This window comes from Novosphingobium sp. THN1 (genome assembly GCF_003454795.1).
GTDB lineage: Bacteria > Pseudomonadota > Alphaproteobacteria > Sphingomonadales > Sphingomonadaceae > Novosphingobium.
Window position 1 is genome coordinate 683,665 of sequence record NZ_CP028348.1, and the last position, 19,288, is coordinate 702,952.

Annotated in this window: 17 protein-coding genes and 1 pseudogene; all 18 read left to right on the plus strand. The window is 63.8% G+C overall.

All coding sequences use genetic code 11. The features are described from left to right. Positions 1 to 10 precede the first annotated feature (10 nt). The 18 genes and pseudogenes from C7W88_RS20130 to C7W88_RS20210 all read left to right on the plus strand — a co-directional run bounded on the left by C7W88_RS20130 (position 11) and on the right by C7W88_RS20210 (position 19,169). A complete protein-coding gene (locus C7W88_RS20130) occupies positions 11 to 1,336 on the plus strand; it encodes an FAD-binding oxidoreductase (RefSeq protein WP_118075289.1) in 1,326 nt (441 codons plus the stop codon). A gap of 144 nt (positions 1,337 to 1,480) precedes the next feature. Further along, the gene (locus C7W88_RS20135) at positions 1,481 to 2,338 is read left to right on the plus strand and encodes a GNAT family N-acetyltransferase (protein WP_118075290.1); all 858 of its coding nucleotides are present in this window, start codon (positions 1,481 to 1,483) and stop codon (positions 2,336 to 2,338) included. A gap of 2 nt (positions 2,339 to 2,340) precedes the next feature. Beyond that, entirely contained in the window at positions 2,341 to 3,795 is a 1,455-nt protein-coding gene (locus tag C7W88_RS20140; RefSeq protein ID WP_118075291.1) for an NAD-dependent succinate-semialdehyde dehydrogenase, read from the plus strand. Between the two features lie 19 nt (positions 3,796 to 3,814). Then, positions 3,815 to 4,894: a tartrate dehydrogenase gene (locus C7W88_RS20145; protein WP_118075292.1), complete on the plus strand. Its 1,080-nt coding sequence runs from the start codon at positions 3,815 to 3,817 to the stop codon at positions 4,892 to 4,894. 159 nt (positions 4,895 to 5,053) lie between these two features. Continuing rightward, positions 5,054 to 5,806, plus strand: a complete 753-nt coding sequence (locus tag C7W88_RS20150; RefSeq protein ID WP_240344978.1) for a DUF4198 domain-containing protein — start codon at positions 5,054 to 5,056, stop codon at positions 5,804 to 5,806. A gap of 23 nt (positions 5,807 to 5,829) precedes the next feature. Then, entirely contained in the window at positions 5,830 to 6,213 is a 384-nt protein-coding gene (locus C7W88_RS20155) for a hypothetical protein (RefSeq protein ID WP_118075293.1), read from the plus strand. A gap of 7 nt (positions 6,214 to 6,220) precedes the next feature. Then, a complete protein-coding gene (locus C7W88_RS20160) occupies positions 6,221 to 6,961 on the plus strand; it encodes a HupE/UreJ family protein (protein WP_118075294.1) in 741 nt (246 codons plus the stop codon). Next, positions 6,958 to 7,563: a hypothetical protein gene (locus C7W88_RS20165; RefSeq protein ID WP_118075295.1), complete on the plus strand. Its 606-nt coding sequence runs from the start codon at positions 6,958 to 6,960 to the stop codon at positions 7,561 to 7,563. Before C7W88_RS20160 ends, C7W88_RS20165 begins: the two co-directional genes overlap by 4 nt. 62 nt (positions 7,564 to 7,625) lie before the next feature. Continuing rightward, positions 7,626 to 8,815 (plus strand): annotated as a pseudogene (locus C7W88_RS20170) (DUF1624 domain-containing protein). Between the two features lie 172 nt (positions 8,816 to 8,987). Further along, positions 8,988 to 10,388, plus strand: a complete 1,401-nt coding sequence (locus tag C7W88_RS20175) for an aspartate aminotransferase family protein (RefSeq protein WP_118075296.1) — start codon at positions 8,988 to 8,990, stop codon at positions 10,386 to 10,388. 14 nt (positions 10,389 to 10,402) lie between these two features. Beyond that, positions 10,403 to 10,900, plus strand: a complete 498-nt coding sequence (locus tag C7W88_RS20180) for an Lrp/AsnC family transcriptional regulator (RefSeq protein WP_039335969.1) — start codon at positions 10,403 to 10,405, stop codon at positions 10,898 to 10,900. Then, a complete protein-coding gene (locus C7W88_RS20185; protein ID WP_240344979.1) occupies positions 10,893 to 12,053 on the plus strand; it encodes a M20 aminoacylase family protein in 1,161 nt (386 codons plus the stop codon). The genes C7W88_RS20180 and C7W88_RS20185 overlap by 8 nt, the downstream gene beginning before the upstream one ends. A 486-nt stretch (positions 12,054 to 12,539) precedes the next feature. Next, positions 12,540 to 14,240: an MFS transporter gene (locus C7W88_RS20190; protein WP_118075297.1), complete on the plus strand. Its 1,701-nt coding sequence runs from the start codon at positions 12,540 to 12,542 to the stop codon at positions 14,238 to 14,240. Continuing rightward, positions 14,237 to 15,349, plus strand: coding sequence for an HlyD family secretion protein (locus tag C7W88_RS20195; RefSeq protein ID WP_118075298.1), 1,113 nt, complete (start codon positions 14,237 to 14,239; stop codon positions 15,347 to 15,349). Before C7W88_RS20190 ends, C7W88_RS20195 begins: the two co-directional genes overlap by 4 nt. Further along, positions 15,346 to 15,690: a TolC family protein gene (locus C7W88_RS24970; RefSeq protein WP_370073250.1), complete on the plus strand. Its 345-nt coding sequence runs from the start codon at positions 15,346 to 15,348 to the stop codon at positions 15,688 to 15,690. The genes C7W88_RS20195 and C7W88_RS24970 overlap by 4 nt, the downstream gene beginning before the upstream one ends. Further along, entirely contained in the window at positions 15,690 to 16,724 is a 1,035-nt protein-coding gene (locus C7W88_RS20200) for an efflux transporter outer membrane subunit (protein ID WP_370073251.1), read from the plus strand. The genes C7W88_RS24970 and C7W88_RS20200 overlap by 1 nt, the downstream gene beginning before the upstream one ends. Positions 16,725 to 16,826: 102 nt before the next feature. Continuing rightward, positions 16,827 to 17,990: an LLM class flavin-dependent oxidoreductase gene (locus C7W88_RS20205; RefSeq protein WP_118075299.1), complete on the plus strand. Its 1,164-nt coding sequence runs from the start codon at positions 16,827 to 16,829 to the stop codon at positions 17,988 to 17,990. A 39-nt stretch (positions 17,991 to 18,029) separates the two neighbouring features. After that, complete coding sequence (locus C7W88_RS20210) at positions 18,030 to 19,169, plus strand: helix-turn-helix transcriptional regulator (RefSeq protein ID WP_118075300.1); 1,140 nt, start codon at positions 18,030 to 18,032, stop codon at positions 19,167 to 19,169. Positions 19,170 to 19,288: the final 119 nt, after the last annotated feature.

Genomic DNA, 19,288 nt, shown 5'->3' on the forward strand with positions numbered 1-19,288 from the left:
GAAGTAAGACATGCCCGCGCCCTTGAGGTTCATCGAATCCACCCCGGAACTGCCCGGCCAGGCCGACGTCGTCGTGATTGGCGCGGGCATTGTCGGAAGTTTCACAGCCTATTTTCTTGCCAAGCGCGGGCTGAAGGTCGCGCTCATCGAAAAGGGCGTGGTCGGTGGCGAGCAATCGAGCCGCAACTGGGGCTGGTGCCGTCAACAGAACCGCGACGAGCGCGAACTGCCGCTGGCGACCAAGGCGCTCGATCTGTGGGAGCAGTTCGGGGTCGAGAGCGGCGAGGAAACAGGCTTTCGCCGCTGCGGCCTGTTCTACGTCAGCAATGACGAAGCTGAAATTGAGACTTGGGCCAAGTGGGGTGAGTATGCCCGCTCGATCGGCGTGAAGACGCGCATGTTGAACAGCCAGGAGGCGACCGAGAAGGGCAGCTTTACCAAGCAGGTCTGGAAGGGCGGTGTGCATTCGCAGATGGACGGGATTGCCGATCCGGGTTTGGCTGTGCCTGCTGTGGCGCGGGCAATCATGGCACTTGGCGGCACGGTGCATCAGGCCTGTGCTGCGCGCGGGATCGAGACCACCGGCGGAGCAGTGAGCGGCGTGGTGACGGAGCGCGGCACAATTGCCACCAAGCTGGTCATCCACGCCGGTGGTGCCTGGGCATCCTCGTTCATGCACCAACTCGGCATACGCTTCCCGCAGGCGACAGTCCGCCAATCGATCCTTGCCATCGGCACGGGGCACATGACCTTGCCCGATGCGTTCTATGGCAATTCGATGTCGATCACGCGGCGCGGGGATGGCGCCCACGCCCTGGCTTATAGCGGGCGGGCCAAGGTCGACCCGACGATGCAGTTCATGCGGTTCCAGAAGCAGTTCCTGCCGATGTTCAAGCAGCGCTGGAAGAAGGTTTCGCCCGGCGGCCTGCAAGGCTTGCAGGCAGGCCACGAGACGCTTTCGCGCTGGGCTTTGGACCGGCCTACGCCGATGGAAGCGCGGCGCATCCTCGATCCGAAGCCGGATCCAAAGACAATGCGCCTGACTATCGAGCGTGTTTCTCAGCTGATCCCCGAGGTGGCGCGGGCTCCAATCGTCGGGCAATGGGCCGGCTTTGTCGACAGCACGCCCGATGGCGTTCCGGTGATCGGTGAAATCCCGAGCATTCCGGGCTTCATCCTTGCCGCAGGTTTCAGCGGGCATGGCTTCGGCATCGGCCCGGGCGCCGGCCATCTGGTGGCCGACATTGCATCCGGACATGAACCGATCGTTGACCCCCGTCCCTACCGTTTGTCGCGGTTTGATGCTGGTTCGCAGATCGATGTTTCCGAGTTCTAGTTGCGAGGCGGCATATCGGGTTTTCGCAATAATCTTCCGAATACCCGGACAAACCGGCAGCTTCTTTTGAACCCTCGAAGTTAGAAGTGCGGCAGGATCGGCGACGCTCGCGGCGCAAGATCGAGACTTTCGCGGGAGTATCGGATGACAGTTCAGGACGTGACGCAGATTGTTCTGCGGGACATGACAGCCGACGATATTCCAGCGGTGGCAGACTTGTGCTTCGAACAGCAGTGGCCACACCGTGAGGAAGATCTCGAAAAACTGCTGGCCATCGGCAGTGGGTTGGTCGCTGAGGTTGACGGCAAGACTTGCGGTTCGATCATGTCCTGGCGGTTCGGAAAGTCCTACGCGATGCTGGGCGTGGTCATTGTCGCCGTGGCGCAGCAGGGACGCGGGCTTGGGCGCCGGTTGGCGGAAGCCATGCTGCAGCGGCTGGAAGATGTGACGGTGATCCTCAACGCAACTGACGAAGGGCTGCCGCTTTATTCCAGGCTGGGGTTCGCTCCACTTGGGCAGGTCCACCAGCATCAAGGTGTCGCTCCGATCCAGCCCTTGGTCGAACTGCGCCCGGGTGAGCGCGTCCGACCGATGGGCGCGGCCGATGCAGGCGTACTCGATGCGCTCTATTCATCGGCAACGGGCATGGACCGAAAGGCGGTGCTCGATGCGCTGCTGGCCGATGGCAGTGCGGTGGTCTTGTGCCGAGAGCACGTGCAGACCGGTTTTGCCGTAATCCGGCGGTTCGGACGCGGTTGGCTGATCGGGCCGGTGGTCGCGCCCGACGCAACCGGGGCAAAGGCCTTGATCGCACACTGGCTGGGCATGCAGGCTGGCAGCTTCTGTCGGATCGACGTGCCGGAGGCGGCCGGTCTGGGGCTCTGGCTCGAGGAGGTCGGCTTGCCCGAAGTGGGGCACGTCAAGCGTATGGCGCTGGGCCCAGCGCCGGTACCCGGAGATGACGTTGCCATTTTTGCTCTTGCTGCACAGGCGCTAGGTTGAACATGCTGAACTTGAATGACCCCACCCTGCTGCGGCAGGCTGCTCTCGTCGATGGTGCCTGGATTTCTGCGGGACTTCCCGCGCTTGAGGTAACCAACCCTGCCACGGGCGAAGTGATCGGCACCGTGCCCGACTGTGGCACAGCCGAAGCGAATGCCGCAATCGAGGCCGCGCAGGCATCCTGGGCCGACTGGCGCAAGCGCACGGCAGGAGAACGCGCCGCGCTGCTCGAGGCGTGGCACGCGTTGGTCCTCGCAAATCTCGATGATCTTGCCCGGATCATGACCGCCGAGCAGGGCAAGCCCTTGGCTGAAGCGCAGGGTGAAATTCGCTATGCTGCAACGTTCATCAAGTGGTTCGCCGAGGAAGGCCGCCGGGTCGGCGGGCGCAACATCGCTTCGCCCGAGCGGGATCGGCGGATCATCGTGCTGACCGAGCCAGTGGGCGTTTCCGCTGCGATCACGCCGTGGAATTTCCCCGCAGCGATGATCACGCGCAAATGCGCCCCTGCGTTGGCCGCAGGATGCCCGGTGGTGATCAAGCCATCGGAAATGACGCCGTTCACCGCGCTGGCCCTGATCGAACTGGCACTGCGCGCTGGCTTCCCCAAGGGCACGATCAACCTCCTGACCGGCATGCCGCAGGCCATCGGCGAGGCGATCACGGCCAGCCCCGTGGTGCGCAAGCTTTCGTTCACGGGATCGACACGCATCGGATCGCTGTTGATGCGGCAGAGCGCGGACACCATCAAGCGGCTCAGCCTTGAGCTGGGCGGGAATGCCCCGCTGATCGTGTTCGACGATGCCGATCTCGATCTGGCGGTCAAGGCGACGATGGCCAGCAAGTTCCGCAACGCGGGTCAGACCTGTGTTTGCGCCAACCGTATCCTGGTTCATGCGCCGATTTATGATGAGTTTTCCGCACGCTTGGGCGCGGCGGTTGAGGCGCTTAATGTGGGTAACGGCATGGACGCCGCGACGACGACAGGTCCGCTGATCAACCGCGCGGCGACCGAAAAGGTCTCCGCGCACATAGAGGATGCGCTGGGCAAGGGTGGAAAGGTGCTCTTCTCCGGCAAGGGCGCCCAAGGCGGCAATTTTGCCCGCCCGGTGATCATCGGCGAAGCGAATGCCGGGATGCGGCTTGCAAGGGAGGAAACCTTCGGTCCGGTCGCGCCGCTGTTCCGCTTTGAAACCGAAGATGAGGCCATCGCGCTCGCCAACGATACCGAATATGGCTTGGCGAGCTATTTCTACACGTCCGGCCTCGACCGCGCGTTCCGCGTGGCGGAGGCGCTCGAGGCGGGCATGATCGCACTCAACACCGGATCGATTGCCATGGATGTGGCCCCCTTCGGCGGGGTCAAGCAATCCGGCCTTGGCCGTGAGGGCGGCACGCTCGGCATCGAGGAATATCTGGAAACAAAGGCCTTCCACATCGGTGGCCTGAAGATTTGACGCAGCAGGGGGCAAGGCGATGACGACGAATACGCGCAAGCACGCGATAGCGGTGATCCCCGGTGACGGCATCGGCAACGAGGTGATGCCCGAGGGCATGCGCGTGCTGGAAAAGGCCGCGTCGCTCTATGGCTTCGAGCTGGAGCAGAAGTGGCACGAGTTTTCCTCGTGCGACTATTATGCCCGCCACGGCAAGATGATGCCCGACAACTGGAAGGAAGAGATCGGCCGGCCCGACGCGATCTTCTTCGGTGCGGTTGGCTGGCCCGATACCGTGCCCGATCACATTTCGTTGTGGGGTTCGATCATCCAGTTCCGCCGTGAGTATGACCAGTATGTCAACCTCAGGCCGGTGCGCTTGATGCCGGGCGTACCCTGTCCGCTGGCAGGCCGGGAACCCGGTGACATCGACTTCTGGGTGGTCCGTGAGAATACCGAGGGCGAGTATTCTTCCGTGGGCGGGATCATGTTCCCCGGCACCGAGCGCGAGCTGGTGATCCAGGACACGGTGATGACCCGCGTCGGCGTGGATCGCGTGCTGCGCTATGCCTTCGATCTGGCGCAGACGCGTGAGCGCAAGCACCTGACCAGCGCGACCAAGTCCAACGGCATTGCCATCACTATGCCGTACTGGGACCAGCGCGTGGAGGCGGTCGCAGCGGAATACCCCGACGTTACCCATGACAAGTACCACATCGACATCCTGACTGCGCAGTTCGTGCTCAATCCGGATCGCTTTGACGTAGTGGTGGGCTCAAACCTGTTTGGCGACATCCTCTCTGACCTTGGGCCGGCCTGCACGGGCACGATCGGGGTTGCGCCTTCGGCCAATATCAATCCCGAGGGCAAGCACCCTTCGCTGTTCGAGCCGGTTCACGGCTCTGCGCCCGACATTGCGGGACAAGGTATCGCCAATCCGGTCGGCCAGATCTGGTCAGCCGCAATGATGCTGGAGCATCTGGGCGAAGCGGATGCCGCAGCCGCCATAATGCGGGCGGTGGAGCAAGTGCTGTCCACGCCGACGGCCCGCACCCGCGATCTCAAGGGTGCTGCCGGCACTGCCGAATGCGGCAAGGCCATCGCCGAGGCGCTGCAATAGCGCCGCGGCGGTTGGGGGGCAGGCGACAAGTTCTGCCGCAATCGCGCAGAACCACAGGCCATCATGTCGGCAGACATGACCTTTCAGGGGAAAATGCCGACAGCGAATCATAAGCTGGTCATGCCGGAAACGCCCGGCCATTCAGTCCGGAGGCCCATTGTGCGCAGGATTTCTCCATATATTTCAGCGGTGATTGCCGTGACGACGGTCGGGGCGGCGCTGGCTTCTTCAACGGCCAGTGCCCATGCGATCTGGTTTGCGCAGCGCGCCAAGCAGCTTGCCATGGTCTATGGCGTAGGCTCGGACGATCTTGACGCGGTGAAGCGCATGCCGCTCGTCACGTCGGTTACCGGCTACGATGCCGATGGCCTGCCGGTGACGGCGACGCTGCGCGCTGCAGGTGCAATTCCGGTGGTTGACAGTGATGAGCCGATGGCGGTGGTTGCTGCGGTGATGGACTATGGCATCTGGTCGAAGGACGCCGCCGGAACCTGGCACAACAAGGGCCTCGACGAGGTCAGGGACGCCACGGTGAGCGAGCATAACTACAAGTATGCGGTCCACATCAACCAGTTGCCGGCAAAGCCCATCCCGCTGATCCCGGGACACAAGCTGCAACTGATCCCGGCAGACAATGCCATTCCCCAGGCGATGGGGCAGCCAATCCGGCTTCGCGCGATGTTCGAGGGCAAGCCTGCTGCCAACGTGGCAATCATGCACGATTACGTGAATGACCCCGATCAAAAGCCATCCATGACCGACGCTCAGGGCTATGTCACGGTGCCGGTGCGCAATCAGGGGCTGAATGTGATTGTCGGCATTCTGGTCGGCCCGTCGGATAATCCGGCGAAGTACCGGCAGATGGAGTATCGCTCCTCGCTGACGTTCGTACTGCCGCACCTGCCGGAATAACCATGGCTTCGGGGAGATTTGCAATGAACATCAAGACAGTTACTGCGGCCTTGGCAGGGCTTTCGCTGATCGCCTTCGCGGTGCCTGCTGGCGCCCACGGCTCGATGAAACCGCTGCACGGCGGATTGGTGACGATGACCGGCGAGACTGTCGTCGAACTGGTGCGCGCCCCCAAGGGCGTTGATGTCTACATCACCGAAGAGGATGAGCCGCTGGCTGCCTCGGGCTTTTCCGGCAAGCTGATTGTCACGGCTGCCGGGGCCAAGGCGGAAACGCCACTGGCGGCGCAGGCGGGCAACCGCATGTCGGCACCGGGGCTCAAGATCCCGGCTGGCGCCAAGGTGGTGGTCGCCCTGACGGCCAAGGGTAGCGGGGCCAAGACCCTCGCTTCCTTCACGGTAAAGTGAGGCACTGATGGCCCGCCACACCGCCATCCCGGTTCCGCAAGGACTGCTGCGATGGGCAGGGTGGGCCATCGTCATTTTCATCATCATCGCCCTCAAGTCCGCTGCTCATGCCCACGGGGTGGGTGAGGACGACCGCGCCTTTATCGAAGGTGCCTCGGGCATGGCCATTGGCCCATACATGTACCTTGGTGCCAAGCACATGGTCACGGGATATGATCACCTGCTGTTCCTGGTGGGCGTGATCTTCTTCCTCTACCGGATGAAGGACGTCGGCACTTATGTGACCCTGTTTGCCATCGGGCACAGCACCACACTGCTGCTGGGCGTCCTGTTCGACATTCGTGCCAACCCCTACATCGTCGATGCTATCATCGGGCTTTCCGTCGTCTACAAGGCGCTGGACAACCTGGACGGGTTCAGGACGATGTTCGGCTGGGCACCCAATCCCAAGGCCGCAGTGCTGATCTTCGGCTTCTTCCACGGCTTCGGCCTTGCGACGAAGCTGCAGGACCTCACCCTGTCCTCAGACGGGCTTGTACCCAACCTGATCAGCTTCAACGTCGGCGTGGAGCTGGGCCAGTTCACGGCACTGGCGGCGATCCTGATCGTGATGAACCTGTGGCGCTCTACCGGCAGCTTCCGCCGCAGTGCGATTGCCGCCAATGCCGCGCTTATGTGTGCTGGCTTCGTGCTCGTCGGCTATCAGCTTACCGGCTATTTCACTCAAGGACAGGCGGGGGTGGCATGATGCAGACCGACGCGGCAACTTCGGCGAATTCCATTCAGGTTCCGCCTTCCACTCTCGCCAAGGCGACCGGCGGGGCCTTGCTGGCCGCCGCTGCCATTGTGGTGCTGTTCGTGATGCCGGCGGAATACGGCATCGACCCGACCGGCGCTGGCCGTCTGACGGGAATTGTGGGCATGGCGGCAGGCAGCGAGCAGAATACGGCGGCTCCGGCCGAAGATCCGGTCGTCTTACCGGTGACGCCGACAAAGGCCGCGATCATCCGCGAAGGCGACATGCGCAGCGATGAGATGACGCTCACCTTGGCACCGCACAGCGGACAGGAAGTGAAGGCGCACATGAACGCCGGGCAGAGCTATGTCTTCGAATGGTCGTCCAAGGGCGGACCGGTGAAGGCGGATATGCATGGCGAGAAGGTGGATGCTGCCGAGGGCGAATTCACCAGCTATTGGGAAGAGAAGCAGATGACCGGCGGCAAAGGCAGCTTCACCGCGCCGTTCGATGGCACGCACGGCTGGTACTTCCGCAACAAGGGTGACACGCCGGTTACGGTCTCGGTAAAGACCACCGGCTTCTACAAGGATCTGTTCCTGCCGCAGGGTTGATGAACCCAGGGGCAAGACGCGATATTCGAAAGGGAAAGAGGGCAGGGATCATGGCCAGCAGTATGACATTGCCTCCCGGAGGCATAAATCTCGCAGCGGGAGGGGCGAAGGCCACGGCCCACGTCCGCCTAGCCAACATCGATGCCCTGCGCGGCTTCGTGATGGTGCTGATGTTGCTGGACCACCTGCGCGAGACCTGGTTCGTCAACTATCCGGTGACCGACCCGATCAACGCACTGACCATCATCCCTGCCATCGGCTTTGCCCGGTTCGCGGTAAGCTTCTGCGCGCCGATCTTCGTCGCCCTAACCGGGCTGGGCGTCTACCTTTTCAGCGTAAACCATACGGTTGAGGAAACCACGGAATACTTGCTCAAGCGGGGCTTCCTGCTGATCGTGATCGAGCTGGTCTATCTCTCGCCGCTCTATTGGGGGATCGTGCCGCAGCCAACCTTCTGGCTGCAGGTGATCTGGGCAATCGGCATATGCATGATCGCGCTGGCTGCGTTCATGCGCCTGCCACGGCCGGCGATCATCGCGCTGGGCCTGGTCATTGTTTGCTTCCACAATCTGCTCGATCCGATCGTGCTGACCAAGGACGATGCACTGTTCCCCGTCTGGGCGCTGCTGCACCAGCGTGACGCCTTCGACCTGCCGCTCGGCTTCGTGGCAAAGACGACCTATCCGATATTGGCATGGCTCGGCGTGATCCTGCTGGGCTTCGGCATCGGGCCCTGGTTCACCGGTGAAGTCGCGCCCGCAGTTCGGCAGAAGCGCTTGCTGGTGCTGGGCTTTGGCATGATTGCCGCGTTCGTTCTGTTGCGCCTTCTCAACGTCTACGGCGACAAGCCGTGGTTCGTGGTCGAAGGGGATGCAGTCCGTACGGTCATCAGCTTCATTTCGATGACGAAGTACCCGCCCTCGCTGCTGTTCCTGCTGCCGACTCTTGGAGGCGGGGCGCTGCTGCTCGTGCTGTTCGAGAAGATCAATGACTCCGGCCTCGTGGCGAAGCTGGCGATCTTCGGCGGCGCGCCGATGTTCTTCTACCTCCTGCACCTGACCGTCCTGCGCATTCTCTATCACAGCGCCCTGGCGATCTGGGGCCGAACAACGGCACGGCCTACATGTTCGACAACTACAACTGGGTGCTGGTGTGGTTCGTGGCGATGATCGTGCCGCTCTATCTGCCGACCGTATGGTACGCCCGGCTGAAGCGCCGCCGTCGCGACATAACCTGGCTCAAGTACTTCTGAGCTTGGCGTGATGCTGGGCCTGACGGGATCAGGCAAAGGAGGCGCGCGGCAGAATATGCCGCGCGCCTCAACGCCAAAAGGACACCGACAATCATTTTCTGGCGCATTCGGCGATACGCGCTCGGATCGCTGACATAGCCTGCAGGCAATGCTACGGAATGGAAGAACCGCGATGACAAACCCAACCAACCGTTCCCTCATCGATATCGACCGCGATCACCTGATCCATTCGGTCACCTCATTCAGAGGACACGAGCAGCACGGCGCCATCGTGCTGGAATCGGGCAAGGGCATGTGGCTGACCGATAGGGACGGCAACCGGTTGCTCGATGCCTTTGCCGGACTGTGGTGCGTCAATGTCGGCTATGGTCAGGAGTCGATCGTCGAAGTTGCGGCGGAACAGATGCGCCGGCTGCCGTATGCCACGGGCTATTTCCATTTCGCCAGCGAGCCGGCGATCCGCCTGGCGGGAGAATTGACCGCGGCCGCGCCCGATGGCCTTGACCACGTGTTCTTCACGCAGGGCGGTTCTGACGCGGTGGACAGCGCAATCCGTTACATCGTCCATTACTGGAATGCAGCCGGGAAGCCCGACAAGAAGCATTTCATCGCGCTGGAGTGGGGGTATCACGGATCGAGCAGCCTCGGCGCGGGACTTACGGCGCTGGGGAACTTCCACCGCAATTTCGATCTGCCGCGCCCGTGGCAGCACCATATCGCCTCCCCATATCAATATCGCCATCCCGAGGGGGACGATGATGCGGCCGTGATCGCTTCCACGGTGGCCGCGCTTGAGGCAAAGGTGGCAGAGCTCGGGGCAGATAACGTCGCGGCATTCTGCTGCGAACCGATCCAGGGTTCGGGCGGGGTGATCGTGCCGCCGCGAGGCTGGCTCAAGGCCCTGCGCGAGGCGTGCACCCGGCTCGGCATCCTGATGCTGGTGGACGAGGTTATCACCGGCTTCGGGCGCACCGGACCGCTGTTCGCCTGCCTCGATGAGGGCGTTTCTCCTGATTTCATGACCACGGCAAAGGGTTTGACAGCCGGATACGTGCCCATGGGCGCGATGTTCATGGCCGATCATGTCTATCAGACCATTGCCGACGCAGCGCCCGCCGCGCTGCCGATCGGTCATGGCCAGACTTACTCTGGCCATCCCGTCGCCGCGGCGGTGGGGCTTGAGGTCCTGCGTTTGTACCGGGAAGGCGGTCTGCTGGAAAATGGCCGCGTAACGGGTCAGCGCTTTGCAGAACACATGGAACGGATCAGGTCGCATCGGCTGGTCGGCGACGTTCGCTATCGCGGAATGTTGGGTGCGATCGAACTGACACCGGACAAGGCGACGAAGGCCATTTTCGATCCATCGCTCGACATTGGCGGAAGGCTGTCGAAGCTGACTTATGCCAATGGGGTGATCGTGCGGTGTTTCGCCAACGCGGTTCTAGGCTTTGCACCGGCACTATGCTGCACGATCGAGGAAATGGACATGATCTTCGATCGGGTTGAGCGGTCGCTTGATCAACTGCTCGAGCAGCCCGACATCCGCGCGGTCGTCGCGCTGCAAGACGCCTGACAGGGGGATAAACCATGCTGCCCGGACCCAAGCTCGACAGGATAGACCTCAAGATCCTTGCCAAGCTCCAGCAGGAGGGCCGGATCACCAACGTGGAACTGGCCGATGCGGTAGGCCTTTCGCCCAGCCCCTGCCTGACGCGGGTCAAGCGCCTGGAAAAGGCCGGATACATCACCGGCTACGGCGCGCACGTGAATTTCAGCAAGCTGGGCGAATACCTGACTGTCTTTACCGAAGTCACCCTCAGCGAACATCGCCAGGGCGATTTCAGCCGCTTCGAAAGCCGGATTGCCAAGCTCGATGAGATCGTCGAATGCCACCTCGTTTCAGGTGGCTATGACTATCTGCTAAAGTTCGTCGCGCGCGGCGTTTCGCACTATCAGTCGATCATGGAAGGCATGCTCGAGAGCGATTATGGCATCGAGAAGTACTTCAGCTACATCGTGATCAAGTCACCTTTCATCAAGCATCGGCTTCCGATCCAGAACCTGTTTGGGCAGACGCATGGCTGATCCGGCCCACATGCAAGCGGATCTCCTCGCCGATCTCGTCGCGTTGCGGCGGGACATCCACGCCCATCCCGAACTCGGGTTCTGCGAGCGGCGCACGGCCCAGCGCATCGCCGATGAATTGCGCTCCCTTGGAATTGAGGTGCATGAAGGCATCGGCACGACCGGTCTGGTAGGGGTCCTCAAAGGCCGGCGCGAAGGACCGCGCACCCTTGGCCTGCGGGCAGACATGGATGCGCTACCGATCCAGGAAATGACCAATCTCCCATGGGCCAGCAAGACGCCTGGATCCTTCCACGGTTGCGGCCATGATGGTCACGTTGCCATGCTGCTGGGTGCCGCCCGGGTGCTGGCCGCCGATCCCGATTTTGCCGGAACGCTCTATCTGATCTTCCAGCCTGCCGAGGAAGGGCTGGGTGGAGCGCGTGTGATGATCGCGGAAGGTCTGTTCGAGCGGTTCCCTTGTGATCGGGTCTATGCCTTGCATAACTGGCCCGGCCTGCCTGCCGGGACGATCAGCACGCGGCCGGGCGCAATCATGGGCGCGGCGGACAAGTTTCGGATCAAGTTGACCGGCAAGGGCGGACACGCCGCCATTCCGCAGGACAGCCCCGACGCGATTCTTGCCGCAGCCAGCCTTGTCCAGCAACTCAACACCATCATCAGCCGCGCCGTGCCGCCTTATGCGTCTGCTGTCCTCTCGATCACGGAGATTCACGGGGGACATGCGCACAACGTCATCCCGGCAGAAGTCATGGTGGGCGGTACGGTCCGCACCTTCGACCCGGCGGTGCAGGATCGCATAGAGGAGCGCATGCGGGGGATGCTTGAAGGCATTGCGACGTCGTTCGAGGTTGAATGCGCGCTCGATTACGACCGCTACTATCCGGCCACCATCAACGATGCCGAGGCTGCTGCCGACGTGCTTGAAGTGGCTGCGACCGTGGGAACGGCGGAACTTGCGCCGGAACCCGCGCCCACCTCGGAAGACTTCTCCTTCATGCTGCAGCAGCGCCCCGGAGCCTATATCTGGCTTGGGCAGGCAACTCACGATCACGCTGCTCCGCTTCATAATCCGCACTATGATTTCAACGACAACGTCCTCGAAACAGGCGTAAAATTGCATGTTGCATTGGCACGGCACTGGTTGAGATAGCGTTCGAAACCGCATGCGATCCACGGCCCGGTGCCTTGATCGGTGCAATTTCTTCATCGGCTTCCTTGCCGCGGCTCACTTTCGCGGTCTCGCCAAGGACGCGGGACAAAAGAAAGGCCGGCCCGAAGGCCAGCCTTGAAAAGTTTGGGAGAGGATGCCTGAAAGGCACTGTCCATATGCGGTAGCGCTTGCCCTTTCGCAAATGCGAAAGGCTGCTTCGCAATTGCAATTTCTGCATCCACATTACCGCCAAGGTCAGCAGGTCAAGGGGCGGTCACCATCACGTCCCCTACCCTCTACCAGGCTACGCCTGTTTCCAATTGAAATCGCACGAAAATCATAAATCGGATCAGTATTCTGCTGCTTCGATGGAACTTTCCTGACCGTTTCGGGTTTTTCGGCGCAGGCCCATTTCGTCTTGCGATGGGCCGTTTTGCCGCGCCCCCGGGGTGATTCTGCTTTTCAATCCTGGCACAGGGAAGCGTGATGGCTGAAGTTGCAGCCTACGAATTCAAGCCGCATGAAAGGCCGACGCTTCCGGGCTCTCCTGCCAATCCCGATCATCCCGCGCGTCGGCGCGCCGCATATGGCGCGATCGGAGTGCTGATCGGGCTGGCTGGCGGCCTTGGCAATGCGCTGATCGCGGTGAACTTGCCGTTTGCGCAAGGCACGCTGGGACTTGGGCCGGACGAGGCGAGCTGGCTGACGGCGGCCTACCTGATGACCAATACCATGGCCAACCTGGTGCTGGTGAAATACCGCCAGCAGTTCGGGTTGCAGCCGTTCATTCGCTGGATGCTGGGCGTCTACGTGGTGGCGACGGTGTTCCACCTGTTCGTCCACGGCTTCTGGTCGGCCATCGCGGTGCGCGCGGCGGGGGGCCTCGCTGGCAGTGCGCTCTCGACGTTGACGATCCTCTACCTGATGCAGGCGATGCCCGCGGCCAAGCGGCTGGCGGGGCTGATGATCGGCATTTCCGTGCCGCAGATTGCCACCCCGCTGGCGCGGGTGGTCTCGCCCTCGCTGCTGATCTCGGGCGACTGGCACATGCTCTACTGGTTCGAGCTGGGGCTGGGGCTGGCGAGCCTTGCCGCGATCCTCGCCCTCCCGCTGCCGCCGAGCGAGCGCACCAAGGCCTTCGAGAAGGGCGACGGCTTGAGCATCCTCCTGCTGGTGCCGGGCATGTCGCTGCTGATCGCGGTGCTGACGCAAGGGCGCATCGAGTGGTGGACGAGCCGACCATGGATGGGCTGGGCGCTGATCGGCGGGCTGGTAATGGTGACGACCGCGTTCGTTATCGAGCATTTCCGCCGCAACCCGCTGATCAACACGCGCTGGCTCGGCACGCGCGAGATGGTGCGGCTGATCGGCATTGCCGCTGCGGTGCGCATCCTGCTGTCGGAGCAGGCGTTCGGCTCGGTCGGGCTGCTGACCGTGGTGGGCATGAACAACGAGCAGATGGTCGGCCTCAATCTGGTGATCATTGCTGCTTCGCTGGCCGGACTGCTGGCGGCGCTGTTGACGATCAATCCCGAAAAGCCGGCGAGGCCGATTTCGGTGTCGCTGGTGCTGATCGCGATTGCGGCGTTCATGGACATGGGATCGACCAACCTGACGCGGCCGGAGAACTTCTATTTCAGCCAGGCGCTGATCGGCTTCGCCTCGATCCTGTTCCTGGCGCAGGCGATGATCCTGGGCCTGGCCCGCACGCTGCTGGCGGGCCCGCGCAATTTCGTCAGCTTTACCGTGCTGTTCACGATGAGCCAGTCGCTGGGCGGGCTGCTTGGCGCGTCGCTGCTCGGCACGTTCCAGGTAGTGCGCGAGAAGATGCACTCGGCAACGATCGTGCAGGAGATCGTGCTGACCGATCCGCAGGTTGCCGCGCGCATTGCCGCCGGTGGGCGACTGATCGCCCGGACGGTGGGCGATCCGGTGCTTCGCAATGCGCAAGGCGCCGGAATCCTTTCGCAGCAGGCCACGCGCGAGGCCAATATCCTGGCGTTCAACGACGTGTTCCTGCTCGTTGGCGTGCTAGCCGTGCTGGCAGCGATATGGTCCTATTTCGAACGCTGGCGGATGCAGCGCCGGGGCGAGGAATCGCCGCTGGTGACGCTGCAGAAACTCCAGATGCAGGCCGCTGCGGCGGCTGCGCAACCTTCTACCACGCCCCAGAGGACTCCCGAATGAGCGATGATGCCGCCCCTGCATCCGGCACCACACCGGGCGCAGCGCCCAATGCCGCGCCGGCCGATGGCTGGAAGCCGCCGCGCCCGAACAAGGGGCGGCTGGCGCTGATTGCGCTTGCGGTGCTGGGTGCAGTGATCGCAGTGCTCTATGCCTGGCACCTGCCGCCGTTCGCGGGCCTCTCGCAATCGACCGACAACGCCTATGTCCGCGGCAAGACGACGGTGATCAGCCCGCAGGTCAGCGGCTATGTCACGCAAGTCCTCGTCAAGGACTTCGCGCGGGTGAAGAAGGGGCAGGCGATCGCGGTGATCGACCAGCGTCAGTACAAGGCCAAGGTCGAACAGGCCAAGGCCAACCTTGCGGCGCAAGAGGCGGCGCTTGCCAACTCGCAGCAGAGCGAGCGATCGCGCAAGGCGGCGCTGGGTGGGCAGGATGCCGCGATTGCCAGCGCGCAGGCCAACCTTGCCAAGGCGCGGGCGGACATGGCGCGGGCCTCCGCACTGGTCGGCGATGGCTCTATATCGGAACGCGAGCGCGACCAGACCCGCGCCGCGCTGCTGGCGGCTGAGGCGAGCGTGCGGCAGGCAGAAGCCGCGCGCGGAGTGGGCGAGCAGGACGTGAAGAGCGTGATCGTCGGGCGCGGCGGGCTGGCCGCATCGGTCGAGGCGGCGCGGGCGCAGTTGCATGCGGCCGAAGTAGACCTTGAAAACACCGTGATCCGTGCGCCAGAGGACGGGCAGCTTTCCGAAGTGGGCGTGCGGCTGGGTGCGTTCGTCACCGCGGGGACGCAGCTGCTGTTCCTCGTGCCTGACGAGGTCTGGGTGATCGCCAACTTTAAGGAAGCGCAGACCGCGCGGATGGAGGTGGGGCAACCGGCACGCTTTACCGTCGATGCGCTGGCGGGCGAGGAGCTGACCGGCCACGTCGAGAACATTGCCCCTGCAGCGGGATCAGAGTTCGCCGTACTCAAGGCGGACAATGCCACCGGCAATTTCGTGAAGGTGGCGCAGCGGATCGCGGTGCGGATCAGGGTCGATCCGGGGCAGGCGCTGGCGAAGCGGCTGCGACCGGGCATGTCGGTGGAAGCGCGCGTGGACACCGGTCAATGAGGCGGCTGGGTCTTGTCGGACTGGTGCTGCTGGCAGGCTGTGCCGGGCCGCAGGTGAAAACTGCGCAAGTGCCGCCGGTCGAGGCGCCGGGGGCGTTCCGCGTCGATCTCGGACCCGGTGTGCCGGTGACGGCGGACTGGTGGCGCAGCTTTGGCGATCCGCAGCTGGCGGCGCTGGTGGAAGAGGCGCTGGCGCGCAATGCCGACATCAACATCGCTGCGGCGCGGGTGCGCGAGGCACGGGCGCAGCAGGATCTGGCGCGCTCGGCGATGCTGCCTTCGCTGGACGCGGCGCTGGGGCGACGGATTCGCGCACGATCAGCCCGTTCGGCACCCCGGTAGTGCAGCGTGCCGCGCAGCCGCAATTGCAGGCGGCGTGGGAAGTGGACCTGTTCGGGCGGCTATCGGATCAGGTGAGCGCGGCGCGGTCGGGCTGGCTGGCGAGCCAGGCGGCGCGGGATGCGGCGCGGCTCTCGGTCGCCTCGGCCACGGCCAATGCCTATGTCACGCTGCTGGCGCTCGATGACCGGCTGGCGCTGGCGAGGCGGACGGCGGAGACGCGGAAGGGCTCGCGCGATCTGATCAAGCGGCGGGTGGACGTGGGCTATTCGCCCAAGCTGGAGCTGCAGCAGGCCGAAGTCGACTATCAGGCGGCGCTGGTGCTGGTGCCCGCGCTGGAGCAGGCGCGGGCCAAGGCGGAGAATGCGCTGAGCGTGCTGGCGGGCCGCGTACCGGGGCCGGTCGAGCGGGCCGCGGGATTGGCAGCGCTCACCAAACCGCCGGTGCCTGAGGCGCTGCCTTCGCAACTGCTGCGCAGGCGGCCCGATATTGCGCAGGCGGAGTATCAGCTGGCAGCGACCGACAGCAATCTGGCGGCGGCGCGCAAACGGTTCCTGCCCTCGCTGCGGCTCTCGGCATCGGCGGGGGTGGCGTTCTCGAACCTACTGGCCAACCCGGTGGGGCTGTGGTCTATCGGCGGGAGCATTCTGGCGCCGCTGTTTGAGGGCGGGCGCCTGCGCGCCGGCGCGGAAGTGGCCGGGGCACAGCGCGATGCGGCAGCGTTCGGCTATCGCAAGGCGGCGCTGACGGCATTTCGCGAAGTCAACGATGCGCTGGCCTCGGTCGACGGGCTCGATAGGCAGGTCCTGATCCAGACCGCGCAGCGCGATGCCCTGGCCGAAGCCAACCGGCTGGCGGGCAACCGCTATCGCGAGGGCTATTCGCCGCTGCTCGAACAGCTCGACACGCAGCGCGGGCTATTGAGCGCCGAACTGGCGCTGATCCAGGCGCGGGCCGATGCGCTCAATGCGCGGGTCAGCCTCTATCAGGCGCTGGGCGGAGGCTGGTCTGCGGCAGATATGCAAGGGGCGCAGTAACGCCTAACCCGATCGGGTTATGCGCGCGGGTGGCAGGTGAGTTAGCTTCGATTCCGGAACGTCAAAACGCCTGATTACAAGGCGGTGCCCGGAGAGAGCCTCATGAAATTCTCGATCATCTATGAAGCGCAGATGGTGGATGCCAGCCGCGAGAACGAGCGCGCGGTGTTCCTCCAGATCGTCGAGCAGGCCAAGTATGCCGAAGTGATGGGCTTTGACTGCATCTGGTGCGTCGAACATACCGCGCTGACGCAATACGCGCACATGTCTGCGCCTGAGACGGTTCTGGCGTTCATCGCCGGGGCGACGAGCCGCATCCATATCGGCCATGGCGTGGTCTGCCTGCCGCCGGCAATGAACCACCCGGTCAAGGTGGCCGAGCGCATTGCGACGCTGGATATCCTTTCGAAGGGACGCCTGCACTTCGGCGTGGGCAAGGGCGGCACGCAGCAGGAAGCGGGGACCTTCGGCTATGACCTCAACGAGCTGCAGCCGATGATCGATGAATCGATGTACCTGATCCCCAAGATCATGGTGCAGGACGAGATTGAGCACGACGGCACCTACATCAAGATTCCCAAGCGTCCGATCCATCCTTCGCCGTGGCAGGACCCGCATCCGCCGATGTACATGGCCTGCACGCGCGAGAACACGCTGGTGGCGGCGGGCAGCCGGGGCATCGGCGCGCTGGTGCTGGGCTTTTCGGGGCCGGAGGAGATCGCCAAGAAGAACGCGATCTATCGCGAGGCCTTCCGCACCCGCAAGGCTGAGGACCAGGTCGGCTTCCGCCCGACCGAGCACCTTGCCGCGCTGTGCGCCGCGACCGTGCTGGACGACCGCGAGAAGGCCCGCAAGATCGGCCTGCGGGGCCAGCGCTTCTTCGCCGAGTCCATCGCCTACTGGTATCAGGGCGGGGCCAAGCCGACGGTCGACGAGGACCTCGACGCCGAGGATCATGCCAAGGTGCTGGAGCAGGGCAAGCAGGCGACCATCGCCTACCTGTCGGAAGAGGCGATCCCGGTGGGTGACGAGCACCTTTCCAACTACACTGTGGCGCAGGACGCCTATGGCACGCCGGACGATTGCATCCGCTATGTCCAGCGGCTGAAGGACGCCGGCGCCGACGAGATCCTGTTCATCTTCCAGATGGGCGGCATCCCGCACGACGTGATCATGGAGACGATCCGCAACATCGGCGAAAAGGTCATCCCGCACTTCCGCGCACGGGAAGCGGCAGAAGCGGGAGAGCTGGAAGCGGCGGAATAAGCCCTGTCAGTCCGCGCGCGCGCCGCCTATGTTGCGCGCATGGGTGGCGCGATCGATGACGGGTTTTCGGATCTTCTGGCCCGGCTCTATGCCGGGGTGGGAGAGGCCGAGCCGTGGCGCGGGTTTCTGGAAGCGCTGGCGCGGTGGATGGAGGCGAGCTTTGCCACGCTGATCATCACCGCGCCCGGCAAGCGCCAGCCCGCGACGTTCCTCACGCCGGGATCGGATGCGGCATTCGATGCCGCCTATACCGAGACGCTGTTTGCCGAAGACCCGTTCCAGGGCCTGAGCGACGGGGTGGTGACATCCTATGCCGAGTTCATGGCGCAGCTGCCCGAAAGCGCCTTTGCCACCTATCGCCAGGCCATGGCGAGCAGCGGCTTCGATCAGGTGCTGGGGATCGATCTGCACTTTGGCGGCAGTCATTCGTCCGGGGGCAGGGGAGGACGGCCCGACGAAGGGCGCTATGAAGCGCGCTTCCGCGTCAGCCGGCACAATTCACTGCCCGATTTCACGCGGGAGGAGCGGGCGCGGCTGCAGGCGCTGGCGCAGCACTTGCGTATCGCGGTCTCGCTGTTCGAGAAGCTGCAGTTTGCCGGGGCCGAGCACGGCATGTTCCATGCCACCGCCCAAGGGCTGGGCCTTGCGCTGCTGGTGCTGGATCGCAACCGGCGCATCGTCAGCAGCAATGCCCTGGCCGAGGCGCTGCTGGCCGAGGACGAAGGCCTGCACCGGAGGGGCGAGGAACTGGTCCTTGCTGATGTGGCGCAGCACAAGCTGGTGGGCGCGCTGCTGGCGCAAGGCGGCGAGCGCGGGCTAACCCGCTTTCGCATCGAGCGGCCGGGCCGTGGCGATCTGGTGGTGACGGCGCGGCCGGTGGAACTGAACGCGATCCACGGCGGGGCGGGGGCGCTGGCACTGTTCCTTGCCCGTCCCCATCGGCTGGCGGAGGCTGAGAAAAGCGGTGATCCGCAGGCGCTGCGCGACCTGCTGGGCCTGACCATGGCCGAGGCGCGGTTGGCGGCGGTGCTGGGCGAGGGGCTGAGCCTGGTCGAAGCGGCGCGGCGGCTGGGCATCGCGCACAATACCGCGAAAGTGCAGCTGCGCTCGGTCTTTGCCAAGACGGGGGTGCACCGCCAGGCGCAACTGGTGGCGCTGCTGGCATCGATCGGCGGATAGGCGACTCGCGCAATTCCGCCAGTTTGCGCGGGACGGCTGTTATAGGTTGCCCCGAAAGGCATATGCGCAATTAAAAGATGCTTGAAATACGCAAAATGCGCGATACATAGGAGATAGAC